The organism is Streptomyces sp. NPDC090499, from assembly GCF_044769305.1.
GTDB lineage: Bacteria > Actinomycetota > Actinomycetes > Streptomycetales > Streptomycetaceae > Streptomyces.
In genome coordinates this window covers 292,159-309,844 of record NZ_JBIVXP010000003.1, presented here as the reverse complement: position 1 = coordinate 309,844, position 17,686 = coordinate 292,159, and the positions used below count along the sequence as shown (strand labels likewise).

The window sequence follows — 17,686 nt, the reverse complement described above, 5'->3', positions numbered from 1 at the left end:
TCACCACGCGCCCCGGCGGACCAGGTGGCGGCGGAGCTTCCCCGACGACGTGCGGGGCAAGGAAGGCAGCAGGCTGACGCTGCGCGGGACCTTGAAGGCGGCCAGCCGCTGCCGGGCCAGCGCCAGCAGTTCGTCCGGGAGCCCGTCCGGCGCCGGGGTGGCGGCGGGGACCACGAAGGCGCGCAGCCGTCCCGTGCCGGTCCCGTCCGGTACGGCGGCCACCGCGACCTCGCGCACCCCGGGATGGGTGCGCAGCACGGCCTCCACCTCCAGCGGGGAGACGGTGATCCCGCCGACCATCTCCATGTCGTCGGCGCGGCCCAGGTGCCGGTAGGCGCCGTCGGGTTCGCGGACCGCCCGGTCGTGGGTGGCCAGCCAGCCGTCCACGAGGGTGCGCGCGGTGTCCTCGGGCCGGTTCAGGTAGCCGGGCGTCACCGTCGGTCCGCGCACCCACAGCTCGCCCTCGTGGCCGTCCGGCACCGGGTGCCCGTCGCGGTCGCGCAGCTCCACCTCGAAGCCGGGGACGGGACGCCCGACGGTGCCGGGGTGGTTGTGGCCGAGGCCGTTGGCGCAGAAGGCGTGCCCGGCCTCGGTGGAGCCGATCTGCTCCAGGACCGGCGCGCCCAGCAGCTCCGTGACCCGGTCGCCGAGCCCGGCCGGCAGCCCCTCGCCGGCCGACACGGCGGCCCGTACCGAGGTGAAGCAGGCCTGGTGCCCGGTGCCCCGGTCGGCGACCAGCGCCGCGTACGCGGACGGCACCGAGTACAGCAGGGTCACCCGGTGCCGGGCGATCAGTTCGTCCACGGCGGCCGGGTTCGGACGCCGGTCTGCGAGGACGGCGCTGGACCCCGAGAAGAGCGGGAAGACGAAGGCGTTGCCGAAGCCGTACGCGAAGTACAGCCCGGACACCGACAGGGTCACGTCGGCCTCGGTGATCCCGAGCAGCCGCCGCCCGATCAGGTCGTGGTACGCGGCGGGGTGGGCGTGGGTGTGGACGACGCCCTTGGGTCTGCCCGTCGTCCCGGACGTGTACTGGACGTACAGCGGGCTGTCCGCGTCCACCGGGTGGGCGGGGGCCGGTGCGGCGGCGGGGGCGAGCGCGAGCAGCTGGTCGGCGCCGAGGCGGACCCGTCTGGCGAACCGGTCCTCGAGACCGGGGCCCGTCAGGCACAGCACCGCCTCCGTGTCGGCGGCCATGAACGCGTGGTCGGCGGTGGGGAGTTCCGGGTTGACCGGGACGGCCACCGCGCCGAGCCGGGCGAGGGCGAGGAAGGCCACCACCCAGGCGATCCCGTCGGGCAGCGCGAGCACCACCCGGTCGCCGGGGCCGACGCCGTGCCCGGCGAGGACCGTCGCGGTGCGCGCCCCGAGGTCGTGCACCTCGCCGTGAGTCCAGGTGCGATGGCCCTGGTGGAAGGCGGGACGGTCGTGCCACCCCTGTCGCTCGGCGAGTTCGGTGAGCCGGGCGGCGAGGTTGGCGGTCGCCGTGACGGCGGGGGCCGGGGTCATCGGGCGGCCTCCTCGACGGCGTCCGCCGCGGCCGGCGCCGTGTGCTCCCGCAGCGCCCGCATCTGCGCGGCCGTCTTCAGCAGCATCTCGTCGTACTCGGCGGCCGGGTCGGAGTCCAGGACGATCGCCCCGCCCGCGCCCAGCTGCATCCGGCCGCCCGTCATCACGGCCGTCCGGATGACGATGTTCAGGTCCGCGCCGCCGCTGCACCCGAGGTAGCCGAGCGCCCCCGCGTACACGCCCCGGGCCTCGGTCTCCAGGCCGTCGATGATCTCCATCGTGCGCAGCTTCGGGGCGCCGGTCATCGAACCGCCCGGGAAGCAGGCGCGCACGCAGTCCACGGCGTCCGTCCCGGCCTTCAACCGCCCGGTCACCGTCGACACCAGCTGGTGCACGGTCGCGTACGACTCGGTGGCCATGAGGCGCGGGACCCGGACGGTGCCGGTACGGCAGACCTTGCCCAGGTCGTTGCGGAGCAGGTCGACGATCATCAGGTTCTCGGCGCGGGTCTTGGCGTCCGCCGCCAGCGCGTCCCGCAGCCGTGCGTCCTCGAACGGGGTCGCCCCGCGCGGCGCGGTCCCCTTGATGGGCCTGGCCTCGGCCACCCCGTCCCGGGTGATCCGCAGGAACCGCTCCGGCGAGGAACCCGCCACGTCCAGGTCGCCGAAGCGCAGGAAGGCCGCGTACGGCGCCGGGTTGACGCGGCGCAGCTCCCGGTAGAAGGCGTACGGGTCGGGCGGGGCGGGCAGCCGGGCCGCGTCGGTCAGGCAGATCTCGTAGCTGGTGCCGGCCCGCAACTCCCGTTGGCAGGCCCCGATGTCGGCGAGGTAGGCGGCCCGGTCGCGCACCAGCCAGGGCTCGGCGGCCGCCAGGTCCGGTTCCGGGGCGGCGGGCGGCGCCGGCCGGGGCACGGCCGGGGCCAGGAAGCTGAGCTGGGCCAGCGTGTCCGTCAGCCACTCGTCGGCGGCCCGCGCCGCCTGCGGGGAGTTCTCCGCCAGGCAGACCGCGTAGGTGACGTCCGCCTCGTGGTCCACGGCGATCAGCCGGTCCGCGAACAGCCAGCAGGCGTCCGGGGTGTCGGCCCGGTGCCGGTTCGGGGAGCCGCAGTCGGCCTTGGTCTCGTAGCCGAAGTAGCCGACATAGCCGCCGGTGAAGTCGAAGGGCAGCCCGCCGGCGTCCACCCGGCGGCTGCTCAACTGCCGCTTCAGGTAGTCGAAGACGCTCGCGGACACCTTGCGCGGCGGCCGTCCGGCCCGCTCGACCTCGCATCGGCCGGCCGTGACGTCGTACCGCACGAACTCGGCGAGCGGGCCGCTGTCGTCGCCCAGGAAGGAGAAGCGCGAGCGGCCCTCCTCGACGAGCGAGCTGTCCAGCCAGAACGCGCGCGGCGAGGCGGCGAAGAGGCGGGTGAAGGCGGCCTCCGTGTCGACGGCGCCGGCGATCTGCCGGGTGTGCAGGCGGTACGCGGGCACGCCGGCCTGGCGGGGGCGGGGGACGGCCGCGCTCGCCGGGGGCCTCGGCCGGGGGATCGCGGCCTCGGCCGGCGGGACGGCGGTGTTCTTGGTGCGCGCTCTGCGGGCCCGGCGGGCGGTGAGGTTGCGGAAGTTCACCAGCATGCGGTGGCCGTACTCGGTGAGCACCGACTCGGGGTGGAACTGCACGCCCCACAGCGGCCGTTCGCGGTGGCGCAGCCCCATCAGGACGCCGTCCTCGGCCCAGGCGGTGGCCTCCAGCGTGGCGGGCAGCGGCTCGTGCACCGCGAGGGAGTGGTAGCGGACGGCGGTGAAGTCCTGGGTCAGCCCCTCGAAGAGGTCCCGCCCGTCGTGCCGCACCCGGGTCAGGTGTCCGTGCCGCGGCTGCGGGGCGGGTGCCACCCGGGCCCGCTCCCCGAGCGCGATGCCCTGGTGGCCCAGGCACACGCCGAGCACGGGGACCGCGGCCTCGGCGATCACCCGGGCGCTGACGCCGAAGTCACGGCCGTCGCCCGGATGCCCGGGGCCCGGCGAGACCACCACGTTGTCGAACTCCGCGAGAGCGGGCGGTGCCGGCTCGTCATTGCGGATCACCACCGGTTCCTCGCCGTTGACCTCGGCGATCAGCTGGAACAGGTTGTAGGTGTACGAGTCGTAATTGTCGATGAGCAGGGTCTTCACCCGCCCACCTCCCTCGGGTCGTTCCCGGGCCTATGCGGCCCGTCGTTTGTGCCGCCCGCGCAGCGCCTGGAGCGGGGGATACAGCCATTTCTTGAAGAAACGCTGAAGCCGCGGCATGAGAATCCACGTGACAAGCGCTGTCACGCAGAGGCAGAGCAGCAGAGTGCGAATGAGCGGATTGAGGCCGCCGAGATGCGGAATCACGATGATGTTGAAGAGCAGGACCGGCGGAAACACCGCGCTCATGTTGATGAACCACAGTTTCCATTTCGCCGGAGGGGTGGGCGTCGGTGGCACGGGCGGCGGCCCGGCCAGCGAGTCGAACCACTCCTTCGACCCGCGTACGCTACGGCGCCCGGTGGGCCGGGCGATGCCGTCCGCGCGGGACTCCCACTCGCTCCGGTCTGGGGAGTTCTCCCAGGCCAGCGCCGAGTCCTCGGTGGCAAAGCGATACACGACATGCCATTCCGTCTCCTGGTCGACTAGGACGCCGCCGCCGAGGAACCCCGGCCGGCGGGCGCTCGCGCCCAGCATGGCCCACCCCCACGAGTGGAAGTCGGCCTCGCGACCCGGCATCACGTGATAGGCCACGGTGACGGTGACGGGATTACTGGTCACGGTGTCCTTTACGGAATGGACACAACTCGCGTTCAAAGATTCAACGAGTTTTTTTGATGTCCGGATCGTGTCTCTTTATAGCGCTTTCTATGTGCTTGCCGTGGTCTGCCGCCCGCTACTTCTGGTAACTCGCCCGTAATTCAGGAAAGTGCTTGCCCGGCCGTCCTCCGGCATTGCACGATCGCCGTCCCAGAACCAAGGAGGCCGCCATGTCGAGGTACGTCTGGAATTTGACCGAAGAGGGTCGACAGGCAATCGATCAGGCGCGATCCGTGATCGAACCGGCGCGCAAGGAAGTGACCGCGCACCCGCTTTACCAGCGAATATCGGACCGGGAACGCCTGGCCACGTTCATGGCCCACCACGTGTTCGCCGTCTGGGACTTCATGTCCCTGCTCAAGTCGCTCCAGCAGGAGCTGACCTGCATCGACGTCCCCTGGGTGCCCCGCGGCTCCGCGGTGGCCCGCAGGCTCGTCAACGACATCGTGCTGGTCGAGGAGAGCGACGCCCTGAACGGCGGCTTCACCAGCCACTTCGAGCTCTACCGCGCCGCCATGACGGAGGCGGACGCCGACACCGCCCCCGTCGACACCTTCGTCGCGCTCCTCGCCGAGGGCCACGACGTGCCGGCGGCGCTGCGGGTGGCCCAGGTGCCCGCGCCGGCCGCCGAGTTCGTGCGCACCACCTTCGGCATCATCGCCGACCGCCCGCTGCACTGCCGGGCCGCCGCCTTCGCCTTCTCCCGCGAGGACCTGATCCCGGACATGTTCGACCAGGTCGTCAAGGAGGAGGGCACCGGCCGCTTCCCGCTCTTCCGGGACTACCTCGCCCGGCACATCGAGGTCGACGGCGAGGAGCACACCCCCATGGCCCTCCAGATGGTCGCCGACCTGTGCGGCACGGACGACGCCCGCTGGCGCGAGGCCACCGAGACCGTGCTCGTCGCCCTGGAGGCCAGGTCCCGGCTGTGGGACGGGATCACGGCCGCGATGGGGTGAGTGCGCCGGCCGAAGGCGAGGGGCCGGGAGGCCGCCCCGCGCCGCCGGCGGCATCTTCTCCCTGGCCGAGCGGGTGAGGCAGTCGGGTGCACGGTCGCCCGTGTAACCTGTCTGATGCGTCGATTCGGTTAGGAGGGATGGCGGTGGCCGACCGGGAACAGCAGGAGGCGCTGCTGCTGGAGCTCCTCAACAGCACGCCGGTCGTCGACGGGGTCGCCCAGGACCTGCTGGCGGACCCGGCGGCGGCGCGGACCTGGCAGCGGGCGCACGGCGGCAGCGGGACGGCGGCCGAGCTGCGCGGCCTCGTCGCGGCTCGCGACGCCCTCCAGGGGGTGGTGCGCGGCAGCCTGCCCGCCACCGCACTGGCCCCGCTCCTGGCGGGCGTCACCTCCCGCCCCCAGCTCTCGCCGACGGGCGTGTCGTGGCAGCTGGCCGCCCCCGCGGAGCACCGCATGGCCGCGGAGGCGGTCATGGCGTGGAGCGGCGTGCAGCAGACGCTGCCGGGCCGGCTGCGGCCGTGCGCCAACCCGGAGTGCCGGCTGTTCCTCATCGACCGCAGCAGGACCAACAAGGCCCGCTGGTGTTCGATGGCCGTGTGCGGCAACCGGATGAAGGCGCGACGCCACTACCAGCGCACCCGCGACGCCGTGACGGACTGACGCGGTGACCGGCGGACGTCGTGACGGGCGGACGTCGTGACGGGCGGACGTCGTGACGGACTGACGTCGGACGCCGCCCCCGGACGGCGGGCTCACTCCTCCTCGGCCGTGACCGGCGCCTCCCCGAACCGGCCCAGGGCCAGCGCCCCCGCCACGGCCACCGCGAAACCGAGCACCGCGAGCCAGGCCAGCCCCTCCCGGGTGCGGTCCCCGAGCCACACCACCCCGACTGCGGCCGGGCCGATCGTCTCCCCGATGACCATGCCGGCCGTCGCCGTGGTCACCGAGCCGCGCTGCAGCGCCGAGGTCAGCAGCATGAAGGCGCTCCCGCCCCCGACCAGCAGCGCATACGTCGCGGGGTTGGTGAGCAGCCCGGCCGGCCGCAGGGTGTCGATCAGCCGCACCGACACCTCCACCACGCCGAACCCGAACCCCGCCCCGAGACCGAGGACCAGGGCCCGCCCCCGCCCGGTCAGCCGCCCGCCGGCCAGGCCGAGCAGCAGCACCCCCACCGCGGTCCCGAGCATCACCCACTTCAACGTCACGGACCCGGCCCGGCCCCCCTCCGGGCCCGACGCCAGCCCCAGCATCGCGAGCCCCGCGCACACCACCCCCACCGCAGCCCACTCCATCCCGCTCAGCCGCACCCGCAGCAGCCGCGCCGCGACCACCGCGGTCACCGCGAGCGACGAGGCCAGGGCCGCGCTCACCGCGTAGAGGGGAAGCGCCCGCAGCGCCAGGATCTGGAACACGAACCCGAGCCCGTCAAGACCCAGCCCGACGACGTACCGCCACTGCCGCACCGCCCGCAGCAGCAGGGCGGCCTCACCGCCGGCGCCGTCACCGGCCGCCCGCGCGGCCATCGCCTGCAGGACCGTCGCCGTACCGAAGCAGATCGCGGCCGCGAGGGCACACACCATTCCGAAGAGCACAGAGGGACTGTAGGGGAGGGGGCCCGGGGTGATCGCGGGGAAGGGTGAGAAGGAGCGGGTCCGGGGCGACCCCGGACCCGCTCCTCGGGCGTCCCGGACGTCAGCTGGCGCCGGCCAGCCAGGCGGTGGCGTTGAGGGCGAGGGCGGCGTTGGTGGCGCCGGTGTCGTTCCAGCCGTCGTACAGCGTGTTGCCGGACTGGCCGGTGCCGTCGTCGATCGGGGAGCTGTCGCCCCAGAAGGCGACCCGGCCGCTGCCGAAGGTGCTGGTGGCGAAGAAGGCGCCGGTGTTCCCGGTGTAGCCGCTGCGGTAGACCAGGCCCTTGACGGCGGAGTTGTCCGAGGGCTTCAGGGTGGCGGTCGTGCCGTCGGCGATCAGGCTCTTGGTGACCGTGCCGAAGCCGCCGTGCAGCACCGCGTTGCTGCTGTCGCTGACGGCCTTCGGGTAGCCGGAGCCGATGTCGAGCGAGTCGATCGAGAACCCGAACGGGTCGGTCGAGTCCACGCTGTTGTTCGTCATCAGGTCGTTGAGGATCTCGACCGCGTCGTAGCCGTCGTTGTTGCGGTCGGCCCCGGTGTGGTCCGAGATCATGAACAGCCCGCCGCCGGCCTTCACGAAGTTCATGATCGCCGTCTTCTCGGCGGTGGTGAACTTGGTGTTGGGCTCCGGCAGCACCAGCGCGTCGAACTTCGACAGGTCGGTCGTCGACGACCCCCCGTAGGTGAGGGCGCTCGTCGCGGTCTTCAGGCTGTAGTCGCCGGTCTTCTGCAGGGCGATGCCCCACGAGGAGAGCGCGCCGGTCCAGTCCTTGTCCGAGGACGGGGCGGAGTCCTGGGCGAGCGGGTCGGGCTTGCTGGTGGAGATGATCCAGTCCGCGTTGCCGGCCTCCTCGGCGTGGCCGTCGTCGAACAGGACCTTGTAGGTGGTGGCCGCGTGGGCGGGGGTCGCGGCGCCGGTGGCCTGGACGGCGGCGCCGGCGGTGAGCAGGCCGAGCACGGTCAGGGCTGTGGTGAGTTTGCGGCGCGGTACGGCGAAGCCGGGCATCTGTCATTCCTCCATCGGTGGGGGGTGCGAGAGGGATGGCGGTGCGGGTGGTGCGTCACGAGTCGGTCTGCGCGCGTAGAGGGAAACGCGGTCGGAGAAACGCGGGTGTGGGGGCGAAGCTTGTTCTGCGCGCGTAGAGTCCGAAGTTGATCGTTCACCCAGGGACAGCTGGACGGTACCGGCGGGATGTGGCGCGCCGACAGGAGTCCGGCGACTTCACATGCTTTTCTTACCTGTGCATGACAACTCGACACCGTCCGGTGGTGGCTCGAAACCGCTCGTCTAAGCTTTCGCCGGACATCGCATCGCACGGGGGAGAACGAACATGGCGGACACGCGCCGGCAACTGCGCTCGGGCACGGTCGTCCTCGGCGGCATGGGCCTGCTGGCCGCCGCCCTGACCGCCTGCTCCGCCGACCCCGACAAGCGCTGCGTCGACCGCGACAGCTACACCGCGGCCAAGGGCTACCAGGTCGTCTCCGACAAGAACTGCACCTCGGCCAGGTCCGCCGTCGACGCGGGCTACTACTACGGCGGCAAGAAGAAGGTCGGCTGGGTCAGCGGCGGCTCCTTCACCAAGCCGCGCAGCGGTTCGGGCGGCTCCTCCGGTGGCGGCCACAGCGTCAAGCGGGGCGGCTTCGGCAGCGGCCACGGCAGCTCCGGCGGCTGACCGCGCCGTGGAACGCCGCATGACCGAACCCCGCCCCGGCTGGCAGCGCACCGTCGAGGAACAGGGCCTGATCTACCCCCTCACCCGCCACCCCGACGGCATCCTCCGCCCGTACTGGGACGAGAGCGCCTACTACGTCTTCACCCTCGACGAGGTGGCGGCGCTGGAGGAGACCGTCGAGGAACTGCACGCCATGTGCCTGGCGGCGGCGGACCGCATGGTCGCGGAGAATCGTTTCGCCGACCTGGGCATCACCGACCCGCGCGTCGCCGCGGCCGTCACCGATTCCTGGCACCGCCGCGCCGAACTCCCCTCCCTCTACGGCCGCTTCGACCTGCGCTACGACGGCACCGGCCCGGCGAAGCTCCTGGAGTACAACGCGGACACCCCCACCTCCCTGGTGGAGGCCGCGTCGGCACAGTGGTTCTGGATGGAGGACCGCTTCCCGGGCGCCGACCAGTGGAACAGCCTCCACGAACGCCTGGTCGCGGCCTGGCGGAAACAGGCCCCCCTCCTCCCGCCCGGCGCCCCGCTGCACTTCGCCCACTCGTCCGCCGACGAACTCGGCGAGGACCTGATGACGGTCGCGTACCTCAAGGAGACGGCGGAACAGGCGGGCCTCGCCACCGACTGGATCCCCATGGAGGAGATCGGCTGGGACAGCCTCTCCGGCCGCTTCGTCGACAACCGGCTCCGGTTCATCCGCAGCTGCTTCAAGCTCTACCCCTGGGAGTGGCTCACCACCGACGCCTTCGCCGCCCACGTCCTCGACACCCTCGACAACGGCGGCGGCACCGGCACCACGATGTGGATCGAGCCCGCCTGGAAGATGCTGCTCAGCAACAAGGCCCTGCTGGCCGTCCTCTGGGAGCTGTACCCCGGCCACCCGAACCTCCTCCCCGCCTACGTCGACGGACCGGGAGAGCTCGCGACCGGACGCGGCTACGTCAGCAAGCCGCTGCTGGGCCGCGAGGGCGCGGGCGTCCTCGTCCACCCGCCGGGCGCGGAGCCCGTCGTACGCGAAGAGCCTTGCTGCTACCAGGAGCTGGCTCCGCTACCCGGCTTCGACGGCAACCATGTGGTGCTGGGCGCGTGGGTCGTGGGCGAGGAGGCGGCGGGCCTCGGCATACGTGAGTCGTCGGGCCTGGTGACGGACGACTACGCCCGCTTCCTGCCGCACGTGATCCTTTGAGCGCCACCCACAGAATCGCCCCTCCCCGTCAGGCGCTCAGAACCTCCCACAGCTGCTCCACCCCCCACTCCAGATCCTCCTCCGCCACCACCAGCGGCGGAGCCACCCGCACCGTCACCCCGTGCGTCTCCTTCACCAGCACCCCCCGCTCCATCAGCCGCTCCGCCACCGCCCGCCCCGAACCCACCGCCGGATCCACGTCCACCCCGGCCCACAGCCCCCGCCCCCGCACCGCCGTCACCCGGCCGCTCCCGGTCATCTCCGCCAGCCGCCGGTGCAGCAGTTCCCCGAGCTCGGCCGCCCGCTCCTGGAACTCCCCGGTCCGCAGCATCGCGATCACCTCCAGAGCCACCGCGCAGGCCAGCGGATTGCCGCCGAAGGTGGACCCGTGCTCGCCGGGCCGGAACACCCCGAGCACCTCGGCGTTCGCCACCACCGCCGACACCGGCAGCACCCCGCCGCCCAGCGCCTTCCCGAGGACGTACACGTCCGGTACGACCCCCTCGTGCTCGCACGCGAACGTCCGCCCGGTCCGCCCCAGCCCGGACTGGATCTCGTCCGCGACGAACAGCACGTCCCGCTCGCGGGTCAGCTCCCGCACCCCGGCCAGGTAGCCCTCCGGCGGCACGATCACTCCCGACTCGCCCTGGACCGGCTCCAGCAGCACCGCGACCGTGTTCTCGGTCACCGCGGCCCGCATCGCGGTCAGGTCGCCGTACGGCACGATCTCGAAGCCCGGCGTGTACGGCCCGTAGTCAGCCCGTGCCTCCGGATCCGTGGAGAAGCTGATCACGGTCGTCGTACGGCCGTGGAAGTTCCCGCCCGCCACCACGATCTTCGCCCTCCCGGCCGGCACGCCCTTGACCCGGTACCCCCACTTCCGGGCCGTCTTCACCGCCGTCTCCACGGCCTCCACGCCGGTGTTCATCGGCAGCACCGTCTCCATCCCGCAGAGCTCGGCCAGCTGGGTGCAGAACGCGGCGAACCGGTCGTGGTGGAACGCCCTCGACGTGAGCGTCACCCGCTCCAGCTGAGCCTTCGCCGCCGCGACCAGGCGCGGGTGGCCGTGGCCGAAGTTCAGCGCCGAGTAACCGGCCAGGAAGTCCAGGTACCGGCGCCCCTCGACGTCCGTCATCCAGGCGCCGTCGGCCGTCGCGATCACCACCGGCAGCGGGTCGTAGGTGTGCGCGCTGTGCGCGTCGGCGGCGGCGACGAGGGCTTCCGTACGGGTCACGGCGACTCCAGATGGCGCGGCGGGATTGCCCCCTTTCCTACCCTCTGCCCCGGACCGACTGGTGGACGCCACGGCCCTCGGGCCCGGCGTGCCCGGTAATGTGATCCACGGGCCGTGACTGGCGCGCTGGGGTCTGCCGTCACATTCCCGTCGTCCGCCCGGAGGGCGGGCCCCGCGGCGGCTGGTGCGTGCAGCTGCAAGGCGGAGGAGGGAGTCGACGCGGAGCGTCGGTGACCGACGACAACGCCGCTGGGGGCACCCCCTCTGGGGGAGCGCGTGCCAGGCGTCGCGGGGCAGGCGGGAATGTGACGGCAGACCCCGAGGATGGGACCGACCATCGGGGAGCGGCCCGCGTCGTGACCGAGTGCCGTGCGCCTGGGCCGAACCGTGAATGCCGAACGCCATGTCCGGAGGTCCCGAATGCCAGACAAGTCCGCGCCCCTGTCCACCGAGTCCACCGCCTACCGCGCCGCACTGGACGTGATCCGCGCCGTCGAGCCGCGGGTCGCCGATGCCATCGGCCAGGAGGTCGCCGACCAGCGCGAGATGCTCAAGCTGATCGCCTCGGAGAACTACGCCTCCCCGGCGACCCTGCTCGCGATGGGCAACTGGTTCAGCGACAAGTACGCCGAGGGCACGATCGGCCGCCGCTTCTACGCCGGCTGCCGCAACGTCGACACCGTCGAGGGGCTCGCCGCCGAGCACGCCCGCGAACTGTTCGGCGCCCGGCACGCCTACGTCCAGCCGCACTCCGGCATCGACGCCAACCTGGTCGCCTTCTGGGCCGTCCTCGCCGACCGCGTCGAGGTCCCCTTCCTCCAGAAGACCGGCGCCCGCCAGGTCAACGACCTCTCCGAGGCCGACTGGGCCGAGCTGCGCCAGGCCTTCGGCAACCAGCGGATGCTCGGCATGTCCCTGGACGCCGGCGGTCACCTCACGCACGGTTTCCGCCCGAACATCTCCGGCAAGATGTTCGACCAGCGCTCCTACGGCACCGACCCGGCCACCGGCCTCATCGACTACGACGCGCTGCGCGCCCAGGCCCGCGACTTCAAGCCGCTGATCGTCGTCGCCGGCTACTCCGCGTACCCCCGGCTGGTGAACTTCCGGATCATGCGCGAGATCGCCGACGAGGTCGGTGCCACGCTGATGGTCGACATGGCGCACTTCGCCGGCCTGGTCGCCGGCAAGGTCCTGACCGGCGACTTCGACCCGGTCCCGCACGCCCAGATCGTGACCACGACCACCCACAAGTCGCTGCGCGGCCCGCGCGGCGGCATGGTCCTGTGCGACGACTCCCTGAAGGACCAGGTCGACCGAGGCTGCCCGATGGTCCTCGGCGGCCCGCTCCCGCACGTCATGGCCGCCAAGGCCGTGGCCCTCGCCGAGGCCCGGCAGCCCTCCTTCCAGGACTACGCCCAGCGCATCGTCGACAACTCGCGCGCGCTGGCCGAGGGCCTGATGCGGCGCGGCGCCACCCTGGTCACCGGCGGCACCGACAACCACCTCAACCTGATCGACGTCGAGACGTCGTACGGCCTCACCGGCCGCCAGGCCGAGTCCGCCCTCCTCGACTCCGGCATCGTCACCAACCGCAACGCGATCCCCGCCGACCCGAACGGCGCCTGGTACACCTCCGGCATCCGCATCGGCACGCCCGCGCTCACCACCCGCGGCCTGGGTACGGCGGAGATGGACGAGGTGGCGGGCCTCATCGACCGCGTCCTGACCGCCACCGAGCCGGGCACGACGAAGTCCGGCGCCCCCTCCAAGGCCTCCCACGTCCTCGACGAGAAGGTCTCCACGGAGATCGCCCAGCGCGCGACGGACCTGGTCGCCGGCTTCCCGCTGTACCCGGAGATCGACCTCGGCTGAAGCGCCCTGTAAGGGGCGCGGGGAACTGCGTGAACGACCCCCACCGGCCCGCAGTTCCCCACGCACCGAAACCACCCGAGCTCTCTGAGAGAATGGTGAGCATGGCCTCAGATCGTCCCCGCGTGCTCTCCGGCATCCAGCCCACCGCCGGCTCGTTCCACCTGGGCAACTACCTCGGCGCCGTCCGCCAGTGGGTAGCCCTCCAGGAGACCCACGACGCCTTCTACATGGTCGTCGACCTGCACGCGATCACGATCCCGCAGGACCCCGCCGACCTGCGCGCCAACACCCGGCTCGCCGCGGCCCAGCTGCTCGCCGCCGGCCTGGACCCGGACCGCTGCACCCTGTTCGTGCAGAGCCACGTCCCCGAGCACGCCCAGCTCGCCTGGGTCATGAACTGCCTCACCGGCTTCGGCGAGGCCAGCCGGATGACCCAGTTCAAGGACAAGGCCGCCAAGCAGGGCACCGACCGCGCGAGCGTCGGCCTGTTCACGTACCCGATCCTCCAGGTCGCGGACATCCTGCTCTACCAGGCCAACGAGGTCCCGGTCGGCGAGGACCAGCGCCAGCACGTCGAGCTCACCCGGGACCTCGCCGAGCGTTTCAACGGCCGGTTCGGCGAGACCTTCACCATCCCGAAGCCGTACATCCTCAAGGAGACGGCGAAGATCTACGACCTCCAGGACCCGTCGATCAAGATGAGCAAGTCGGCGTCCACGCCGAAGGGCCTCATCAACCTGCTCGACGACCCGAAGGCGACCGCGAAGAAGGTCAAGAGCGCGGTCACCGACACGGACACGGTCATCCGCTACGACGCCGAGCACAAGCCGGGCGTCTCCAACCTGCTCACCATCCACTCCACCCTCACCGGCAAGTCGATCGCCGAGCTTGAGCAGGAGTACGAGGGCAAGATGTACGGCGCGCTCAAGACCGACCTCGCCGAGATCATGGTCGACTTCGTCACCCCGTTCCGGGAGCGCACCCAGCAGTACCTGGACGACGCGGAGACCCTCGACTCGATCCTCGCCAAGGGTGCCGAGAAGGCGCGTGCGGTCGCGGCCGAGACCCTTGCCCAGGCCTACGACAGGGTCGGTTTCCTGCCCGCCAAGCACTGAGCCGGAAACGGCGCGAAGCGAAGCGCTGCACATCACTTCGGCCACGGCTGCCCGGGAGGCGGCCGTGGCCGTACAGTCGATAGCCGGACGCCCGGGTACGAACCCGACATGCGTCCGCCCACCACGACCGACGGGAGATGACGTGGGGACCGTAACGATCGGCGTGTCGATCGCGGTCCCGGAGCCTCACGGCAGCCTGCTCCAGGAGCGGCGCGCGGGCTTCGGCGACGCCGCGGCCCACGGCATCCCCACGCACGTGACCCTGCTGCCGCCGACGGAGGTCGACGCGGGGGCGCTGGCCGCGGTGGAGGCCCACCTGGGCGAGGTCGCCGCGGTGGGCCGGCCGTTCCCGATGCGGCTGTGCGGTACGGATACCTTCCGGCCGCTGTCGCCGGTCGTCTACGTCCGGGTGGTCCAGGGCGCTGACGACTGTGCCTGGCTCCAGCAGCGGGTGCGGGAGGAGTCGGGGCCGCTCGCCAAGGAGCTGCAGTTCCCGTACCACCCGCACGTGACCGTCGCGCACGGGATCGACGAGGCGGCGATGGACCGGGCGTTCGCCGAGCTCGCGGACTTCGAGGCCGAGTGGCCGTGCACGGGGTTCGCGTTGTACGAGCAGGGGGCGGACGGGGTGTGGCGGAAGCTGCACGAGTACGCCTTCGGGGGTTCTGTCGTTCCTCCTCAGGTGGGGCACGTGGAGCAGGGGAGCATCGCCGGTCGGTAGCCGCGGGCCGGTGGGGGCTGGCCGCGCAGTTCCTCCCCCAGCCTTCGGCTGGGGGTACCCCCAGCGCCCCTGAGGGGGCGCGTTCCAGCGGGCCGGCATCAGATCGGCAGCCTCCTGAAGACCGAACGCGGTGTGTGCCTGAGCCCCGACATCACCACCCGCAACACGCCCGGCACCCACACCACCTCCGAGCGCCTGCGCAGGCCCAGCTCGATGGCCGTCGCCACCGCCTCCGGGGTGGTGGCGAGCGGGGCTTCCGCCAGGCCCCTCGTCATCTTCGTGCGGACGAACCCCGGCCGTACGACCATCACGTGCACGCCCGTCCCGTGCAGCGCGTCGCCCAGCCCCTGCGTGAAGGCGTCCAGGCCCGCCTTGCTGGAGCCGTAGATGAAGTTGGCGCGGCGGGCGCGTTCGCCGGCGACGGAGGAGAGGACGACCAGGGAGCCGTGGCCCTGGGCCTGCAGGGCCCGTGCGGCGACCAGGCTCGCCGAGACGGCGCCGGTGTAGTTGGTCTGGGCGACGCGCACGGCGTTGACCGGTTCGCGTTCGTCGGTGGCCTGGTCGCCGAGGACGCCGAAGGCGAGCAGGACCAGGTCGATGTCGCCGTTGGCGAAGACCTTGCCGAGGGCGCTCTCGTGGGACTCGGGGTCGAGTGCGTCGAAGGGGACGGTGTGGACGTCGGGGCCGAGGGCGCGCAGCTGCTCGGCGGCCTGTTCCAGGCCGGGGGAGGGGCGGCCGGCCAGCCAGACCGTGCGGGTGCGGCGGGCGATCAGCCGGCGTGCGGTGGCCAGCGCGATCTCCGACGTACCGCCGAGGACGAGCAGCGACTGGGGCATTCCGAAGGCGTCCTTCACGGCAACTCCTGGGGCTAGAGGAGGACTAGAGACCGAGACGGCGGGACAGGTCGGAGACGAGGACTCCGCGTGGGTCCAGCTCCGCGCGCAGGGCGCGGAAGTCGGCGAGCCGCGGGTACATCGCGGCGAGCAGGTCGGGACGGAGCCGGGCGTCCTTGGCGAGGTAGACGCGGCCGCCGGCGCCCGCGACCTCCTCGTCGAGTTCGTCGAGGAAGGTGCCGAGGCCGGGCAGCCCGGCGGGGATGTCGAGGGCGAGGGTCCAGCCGGGCACGGGGAAGGAGAGCCAGCCGGGGTCGGCCTCGCCGAAGCGCTTGAGGACCGCCAGGAAGGACGGGCAGCGGCGCTCGGAGATCCGGGCCACGATCCGGTGCAGGGCGGCCTCCTGGCCGTGTCCGACGGCGAACTGGTACTGGACGAACCCGGCCCGGCCGTAGACGCGGTTCCAGTGCGGGACGCCGTCCAGGGGGTGGAAGAACGCGGAGAGGCGCTGGAGCTGGCCGACCCGGGCGCGGGGTGCCTTGCGGTACCAGAGCTCGTTGAAGAGGCCGACGCTGGTGCGGCCGAGGAGGCCGTCGGGGAGGAAGGCCGGGGCGGGTGGCAGCTCGCGAGGGCGGAAGGCCAGCGGGGCGCGCCCGGCGCGGCGGTTCCCGGCGAGCGCCTCCCTGGGCGCGTGGTCGCCGCGGGTGAGCACCGCGCGCCCGGTCGCCGCCCCGCGCGCGAGCAGGTCGATCCAGGCGACCGAGTAGCGGTAGCGGTGGTCGGTCCCGGTCAGGCGGGCCATCAGGTCGTCGAGGTCGGTGGCGCGTTCGGTGTCGACGGACATGTACGACGTCTCGACGGGCAGGAGGCGGACGGTCGCCGTGAGGATCACTCCGGTCAGACCCATGCCGCCGGCCGTCGCGTCGAACAGCGGGGTGCCGCGGCCCACCGTGCGGACCTGGCCGTCCGCGGTGAGGAGTTCGAAGGACAGCACGTGACGGGAGAACGACCCCGAGACATGGTGGTTCTTGCCGTGGATGTCGGCGCCGATCGCGCCGCCCACCGTCACCTGGCGGGTCCCCGGGGTCACCGGGACGAACCAGCCGAGCGGCAGCAGCACCTCCATCAGGCGGTGCAACGAGACCCCGGCGTCGCACAGCACGGTGCCGCCGTCGGCGTCGATGGCGTGGACGCGGTCCAGGCCCGTCATGTCGAGCACGGCACCGCCGGCGTTCTGTGCCGCGTCGCCGTAGGCCCGGCCGAGGCCCCGCGCGATACCGCCGCGCGCCCCGCAGTGCCGGATCGCGTCCGCCGCCTCCTGGTAGGTCCGGGGGCGGATCAGGCGGGCGGCGGTGGGGGCGGTGCGGCCCCAGCCGGTGACGGGGACGGTCTCTCCAGACATACGGCGACCGTAACGCCCGTTATGGGCAATTAGCGCTATTGGCCACGAGAGATCGCCTGACTCCCCGAAACGGGTGATTATCCGAATGTCGCTCAATATGGTCGTAGCTTTGGCGGGGTGAAGGTGAACAGTGAGTCCAATGGACGACATGGACCACCGGATCCTCTCCGCACTGCACGCCTGCGGCGCCGATCCACGCGTCGCGTCGGCCGCGCGCGGTCTCTCCCTCGCGGGTGAGCACGGCGCGCTCTGGCTCGCGGCGGGCCTCGCCGGAGCCGCCGTGGACGGCGCGCGGCGCGGCGCCTGGGTGCGCGGCACAGCGCTCGTCGCGGTCGCGCACCTCGGCAGCATGGGCGTCAAACGGGTCGTACGCCGGGCCCGCCCCGCGCACGTGCGGCCCCGGATGCGCACCGCGGGCCGGCACTCCTTCCCCAGCTCGCACGCCACCTCCGCGACGGCCGCAGCCGTCGCCTTCGGCGCGCTCGGGGTGCCCGCCCTCGCGCCGCTCGCGGCCGCCATGTGCCTGTCCCGGCTGGTCGTGGGCGTGCACTTCCCGACCGACGTGGCGGCGGGCGCGGCCCTCGGGGCGCTCACGGCCCGCGCCGGGGCACGCTGGATGAGCGGAGGCGGCCGTGACTGAGACCGCGCACGCCGCCGCGAAGGAGGCCGCCGGAACGGCACCGGCGCAGGGCGCTCCCGCGACCGCACCGGCGCAGGGCACTGCCGCGACGGC

Annotated in this window: 15 protein-coding genes and 1 pseudogene; 8 read left to right on the top strand and 8 right to left on the bottom strand. The window is 72.5% G+C overall.

The window, feature by feature from the left end:
• The 3 genes from ACIQVL_RS13400 to ACIQVL_RS13390 are packed head-to-tail and all read right to left on the bottom strand — an operon-like array spanning position 1 to position 4,280.
• A complete protein-coding gene (locus ACIQVL_RS13400; RefSeq protein WP_403475361.1) occupies positions 1–1,509 on the bottom strand; it encodes an AMP-binding protein in 1,509 nt (502 codons plus the stop codon).
• Positions 1,506–3,662: an aminodeoxychorismate synthase component I gene (pabB, locus tag ACIQVL_RS13395; protein WP_403475360.1), complete on the bottom strand. Its 2,157-nt coding sequence runs from the start codon at positions 3,660–3,662 to the stop codon at positions 1,506–1,508. Before pabB ends, ACIQVL_RS13400 begins: the two co-directional genes overlap by 4 nt.
• A 30-nt stretch (positions 3,663–3,692) precedes the next feature.
• Positions 3,693–4,280 carry an antibiotic biosynthesis monooxygenase gene (locus ACIQVL_RS13390; RefSeq protein WP_403475359.1) on the bottom strand — a complete coding sequence of 196 codons (588 nt, stop codon included), beginning with the start codon at positions 4,278–4,280 and terminating at the stop codon, positions 3,693–3,695.
• 272 nt (positions 4,281–4,552) lie between these two features.
• Here ACIQVL_RS13390 and ACIQVL_RS13385 point away from each other — a divergent pair, with 272 nt between their 5' ends.
• Positions 4,553–5,278, top strand: coding sequence for a DUF3050 domain-containing protein (locus tag ACIQVL_RS13385; RefSeq protein ID WP_403438318.1), 726 nt, complete (start codon positions 4,553–4,555; stop codon positions 5,276–5,278).
• A 137-nt stretch (positions 5,279–5,415) separates the two neighbouring features.
• On the top strand, positions 5,416–5,937 hold the full coding sequence (locus ACIQVL_RS13380; protein ID WP_403475358.1) for a CGNR zinc finger domain-containing protein: 522 nt from the start codon (positions 5,416–5,418) through the stop codon (positions 5,935–5,937).
• A gap of 92 nt (positions 5,938–6,029) precedes the next feature.
• On the opposite strand, the gene ACIQVL_RS13375 is transcribed toward ACIQVL_RS13380, so the two are convergent.
• Positions 6,030–6,857 carry a DMT family transporter gene (locus ACIQVL_RS13375; protein ID WP_403438486.1) on the bottom strand — a complete coding sequence of 276 codons (828 nt, stop codon included), beginning with the start codon at positions 6,855–6,857 and terminating at the stop codon, positions 6,030–6,032.
• 115 nt (positions 6,858–6,972) lie between these two features.
• Positions 6,973–7,911, bottom strand: a pseudogene (locus ACIQVL_RS13370) (hydrolase); the annotation flags it as partial.
• A gap of 325 nt (positions 7,912–8,236) precedes the next feature.
• Here ACIQVL_RS13370 and ACIQVL_RS13365 point away from each other — a divergent pair.
• Positions 8,237–8,581, top strand: a complete 345-nt coding sequence (locus ACIQVL_RS13365; RefSeq protein WP_403475357.1) for a hypothetical protein — start codon at positions 8,237–8,239, stop codon at positions 8,579–8,581.
• A gap of 7 nt (positions 8,582–8,588) precedes the next feature.
• Positions 8,589–9,773 carry a glutathionylspermidine synthase family protein gene (locus tag ACIQVL_RS13360; RefSeq protein WP_403475356.1) on the top strand — a complete coding sequence of 395 codons (1,185 nt, stop codon included), beginning with the start codon at positions 8,589–8,591 and terminating at the stop codon, positions 9,771–9,773.
• Between the two features lie 28 nt (positions 9,774–9,801).
• Here the strand turns inward: ACIQVL_RS13360 and rocD are convergent, their stop codons facing one another.
• Positions 9,802–11,007: an ornithine--oxo-acid transaminase gene (gene rocD / locus ACIQVL_RS13355; RefSeq protein WP_403438311.1), complete on the bottom strand. Its 1,206-nt coding sequence runs from the start codon at positions 11,005–11,007 to the stop codon at positions 9,802–9,804.
• 420 nt (positions 11,008–11,427) lie between these two features.
• On the opposite strand from rocD, the gene ACIQVL_RS13350 reads away from it, so the two are divergent.
• The 3 genes from ACIQVL_RS13350 (at position 11,428) to ACIQVL_RS13340 (ending at position 14,718) form a co-directional block, all read left to right on the top strand.
• Positions 11,428–12,882, top strand: coding sequence for a glycine hydroxymethyltransferase (locus ACIQVL_RS13350; protein ID WP_403438309.1), 1,455 nt, complete (start codon positions 11,428–11,430; stop codon positions 12,880–12,882).
• A 101-nt stretch (positions 12,883–12,983) separates the two neighbouring features.
• Positions 12,984–13,997, top strand: coding sequence for a tryptophan--tRNA ligase (gene trpS, locus ACIQVL_RS13345; protein WP_403438307.1), 1,014 nt, complete (start codon positions 12,984–12,986; stop codon positions 13,995–13,997).
• Between the two features lie 142 nt (positions 13,998–14,139).
• Positions 14,140–14,718 (top strand): 2'-5' RNA ligase family protein, encoded by a 579-nt coding sequence (locus ACIQVL_RS13340; protein WP_403438306.1) that lies wholly within the window; start codon positions 14,140–14,142, stop codon positions 14,716–14,718.
• 98 nt (positions 14,719–14,816) lie between these two features.
• On the opposite strand, the gene ACIQVL_RS13335 is transcribed toward ACIQVL_RS13340, so the two are convergent.
• Positions 14,817–15,572 carry a decaprenylphospho-beta-D-erythro-pentofuranosid-2-ulose 2-reductase gene (locus ACIQVL_RS13335; RefSeq protein WP_403438304.1) on the bottom strand — a complete coding sequence of 252 codons (756 nt, stop codon included), beginning with the start codon at positions 15,570–15,572 and terminating at the stop codon, positions 14,817–14,819.
• A gap of 25 nt (positions 15,573–15,597) precedes the next feature.
• The gene (locus ACIQVL_RS13330; protein ID WP_403475355.1) at positions 15,598–16,953 is read right to left on the bottom strand and encodes an FAD-binding protein; all 1,356 of its coding nucleotides are present in this window, start codon (positions 16,951–16,953) and stop codon (positions 15,598–15,600) included.
• A gap of 139 nt (positions 16,954–17,092) precedes the next feature.
• On the opposite strand from ACIQVL_RS13330, the gene ACIQVL_RS13325 reads away from it, so the two are divergent.
• A complete protein-coding gene (locus tag ACIQVL_RS13325) occupies positions 17,093–17,593 on the top strand; it encodes a phosphatase PAP2 family protein (RefSeq protein WP_403438298.1) in 501 nt (166 codons plus the stop codon).
• Positions 17,594–17,686 lie beyond the last annotated feature (93 nt).

Bases quoted from the DNA above. Each gene is read 5' to 3' on its own strand.
- ACIQVL_RS13400 (WP_403475361.1), bottom strand. From the start codon at position 1,509: ATGACCCCGGCCCCCGCCGTCACGGCGACCGCCAACCTCGCCGCCCGG.
- ACIQVL_RS13380 (WP_403475358.1), top strand. From the start codon at position 5,416: ATGGCGGTGGCCGACCGGGAACAGCAGGAGGCGCTGCTGCTGGAGCTC.
- ACIQVL_RS13375 (WP_403438486.1), bottom strand. From the start codon at position 6,857: ATGGTGTGTGCCCTCGCGGCCGCGATCTGCTTCGGTACGGCGACGGTC.
- ACIQVL_RS13365 (WP_403475357.1), top strand. From the start codon at position 8,237: ATGGCGGACACGCGCCGGCAACTGCGCTCGGGCACGGTCGTCCTCGGC.
- ACIQVL_RS13350 (WP_403438309.1), top strand. From the start codon at position 11,428: ATGCCAGACAAGTCCGCGCCCCTGTCCACCGAGTCCACCGCCTACCGC.
- trpS (WP_403438307.1), top strand. From the start codon at position 12,984: ATGGCCTCAGATCGTCCCCGCGTGCTCTCCGGCATCCAGCCCACCGCC.
- ACIQVL_RS13330 (WP_403475355.1), bottom strand. From the start codon at position 16,953: ATGTCTGGAGAGACCGTCCCCGTCACCGGCTGGGGCCGCACCGCCCCC.
- ACIQVL_RS13325 (WP_403438298.1), top strand. From the start codon at position 17,093: ATGGACGACATGGACCACCGGATCCTCTCCGCACTGCACGCCTGCGGC.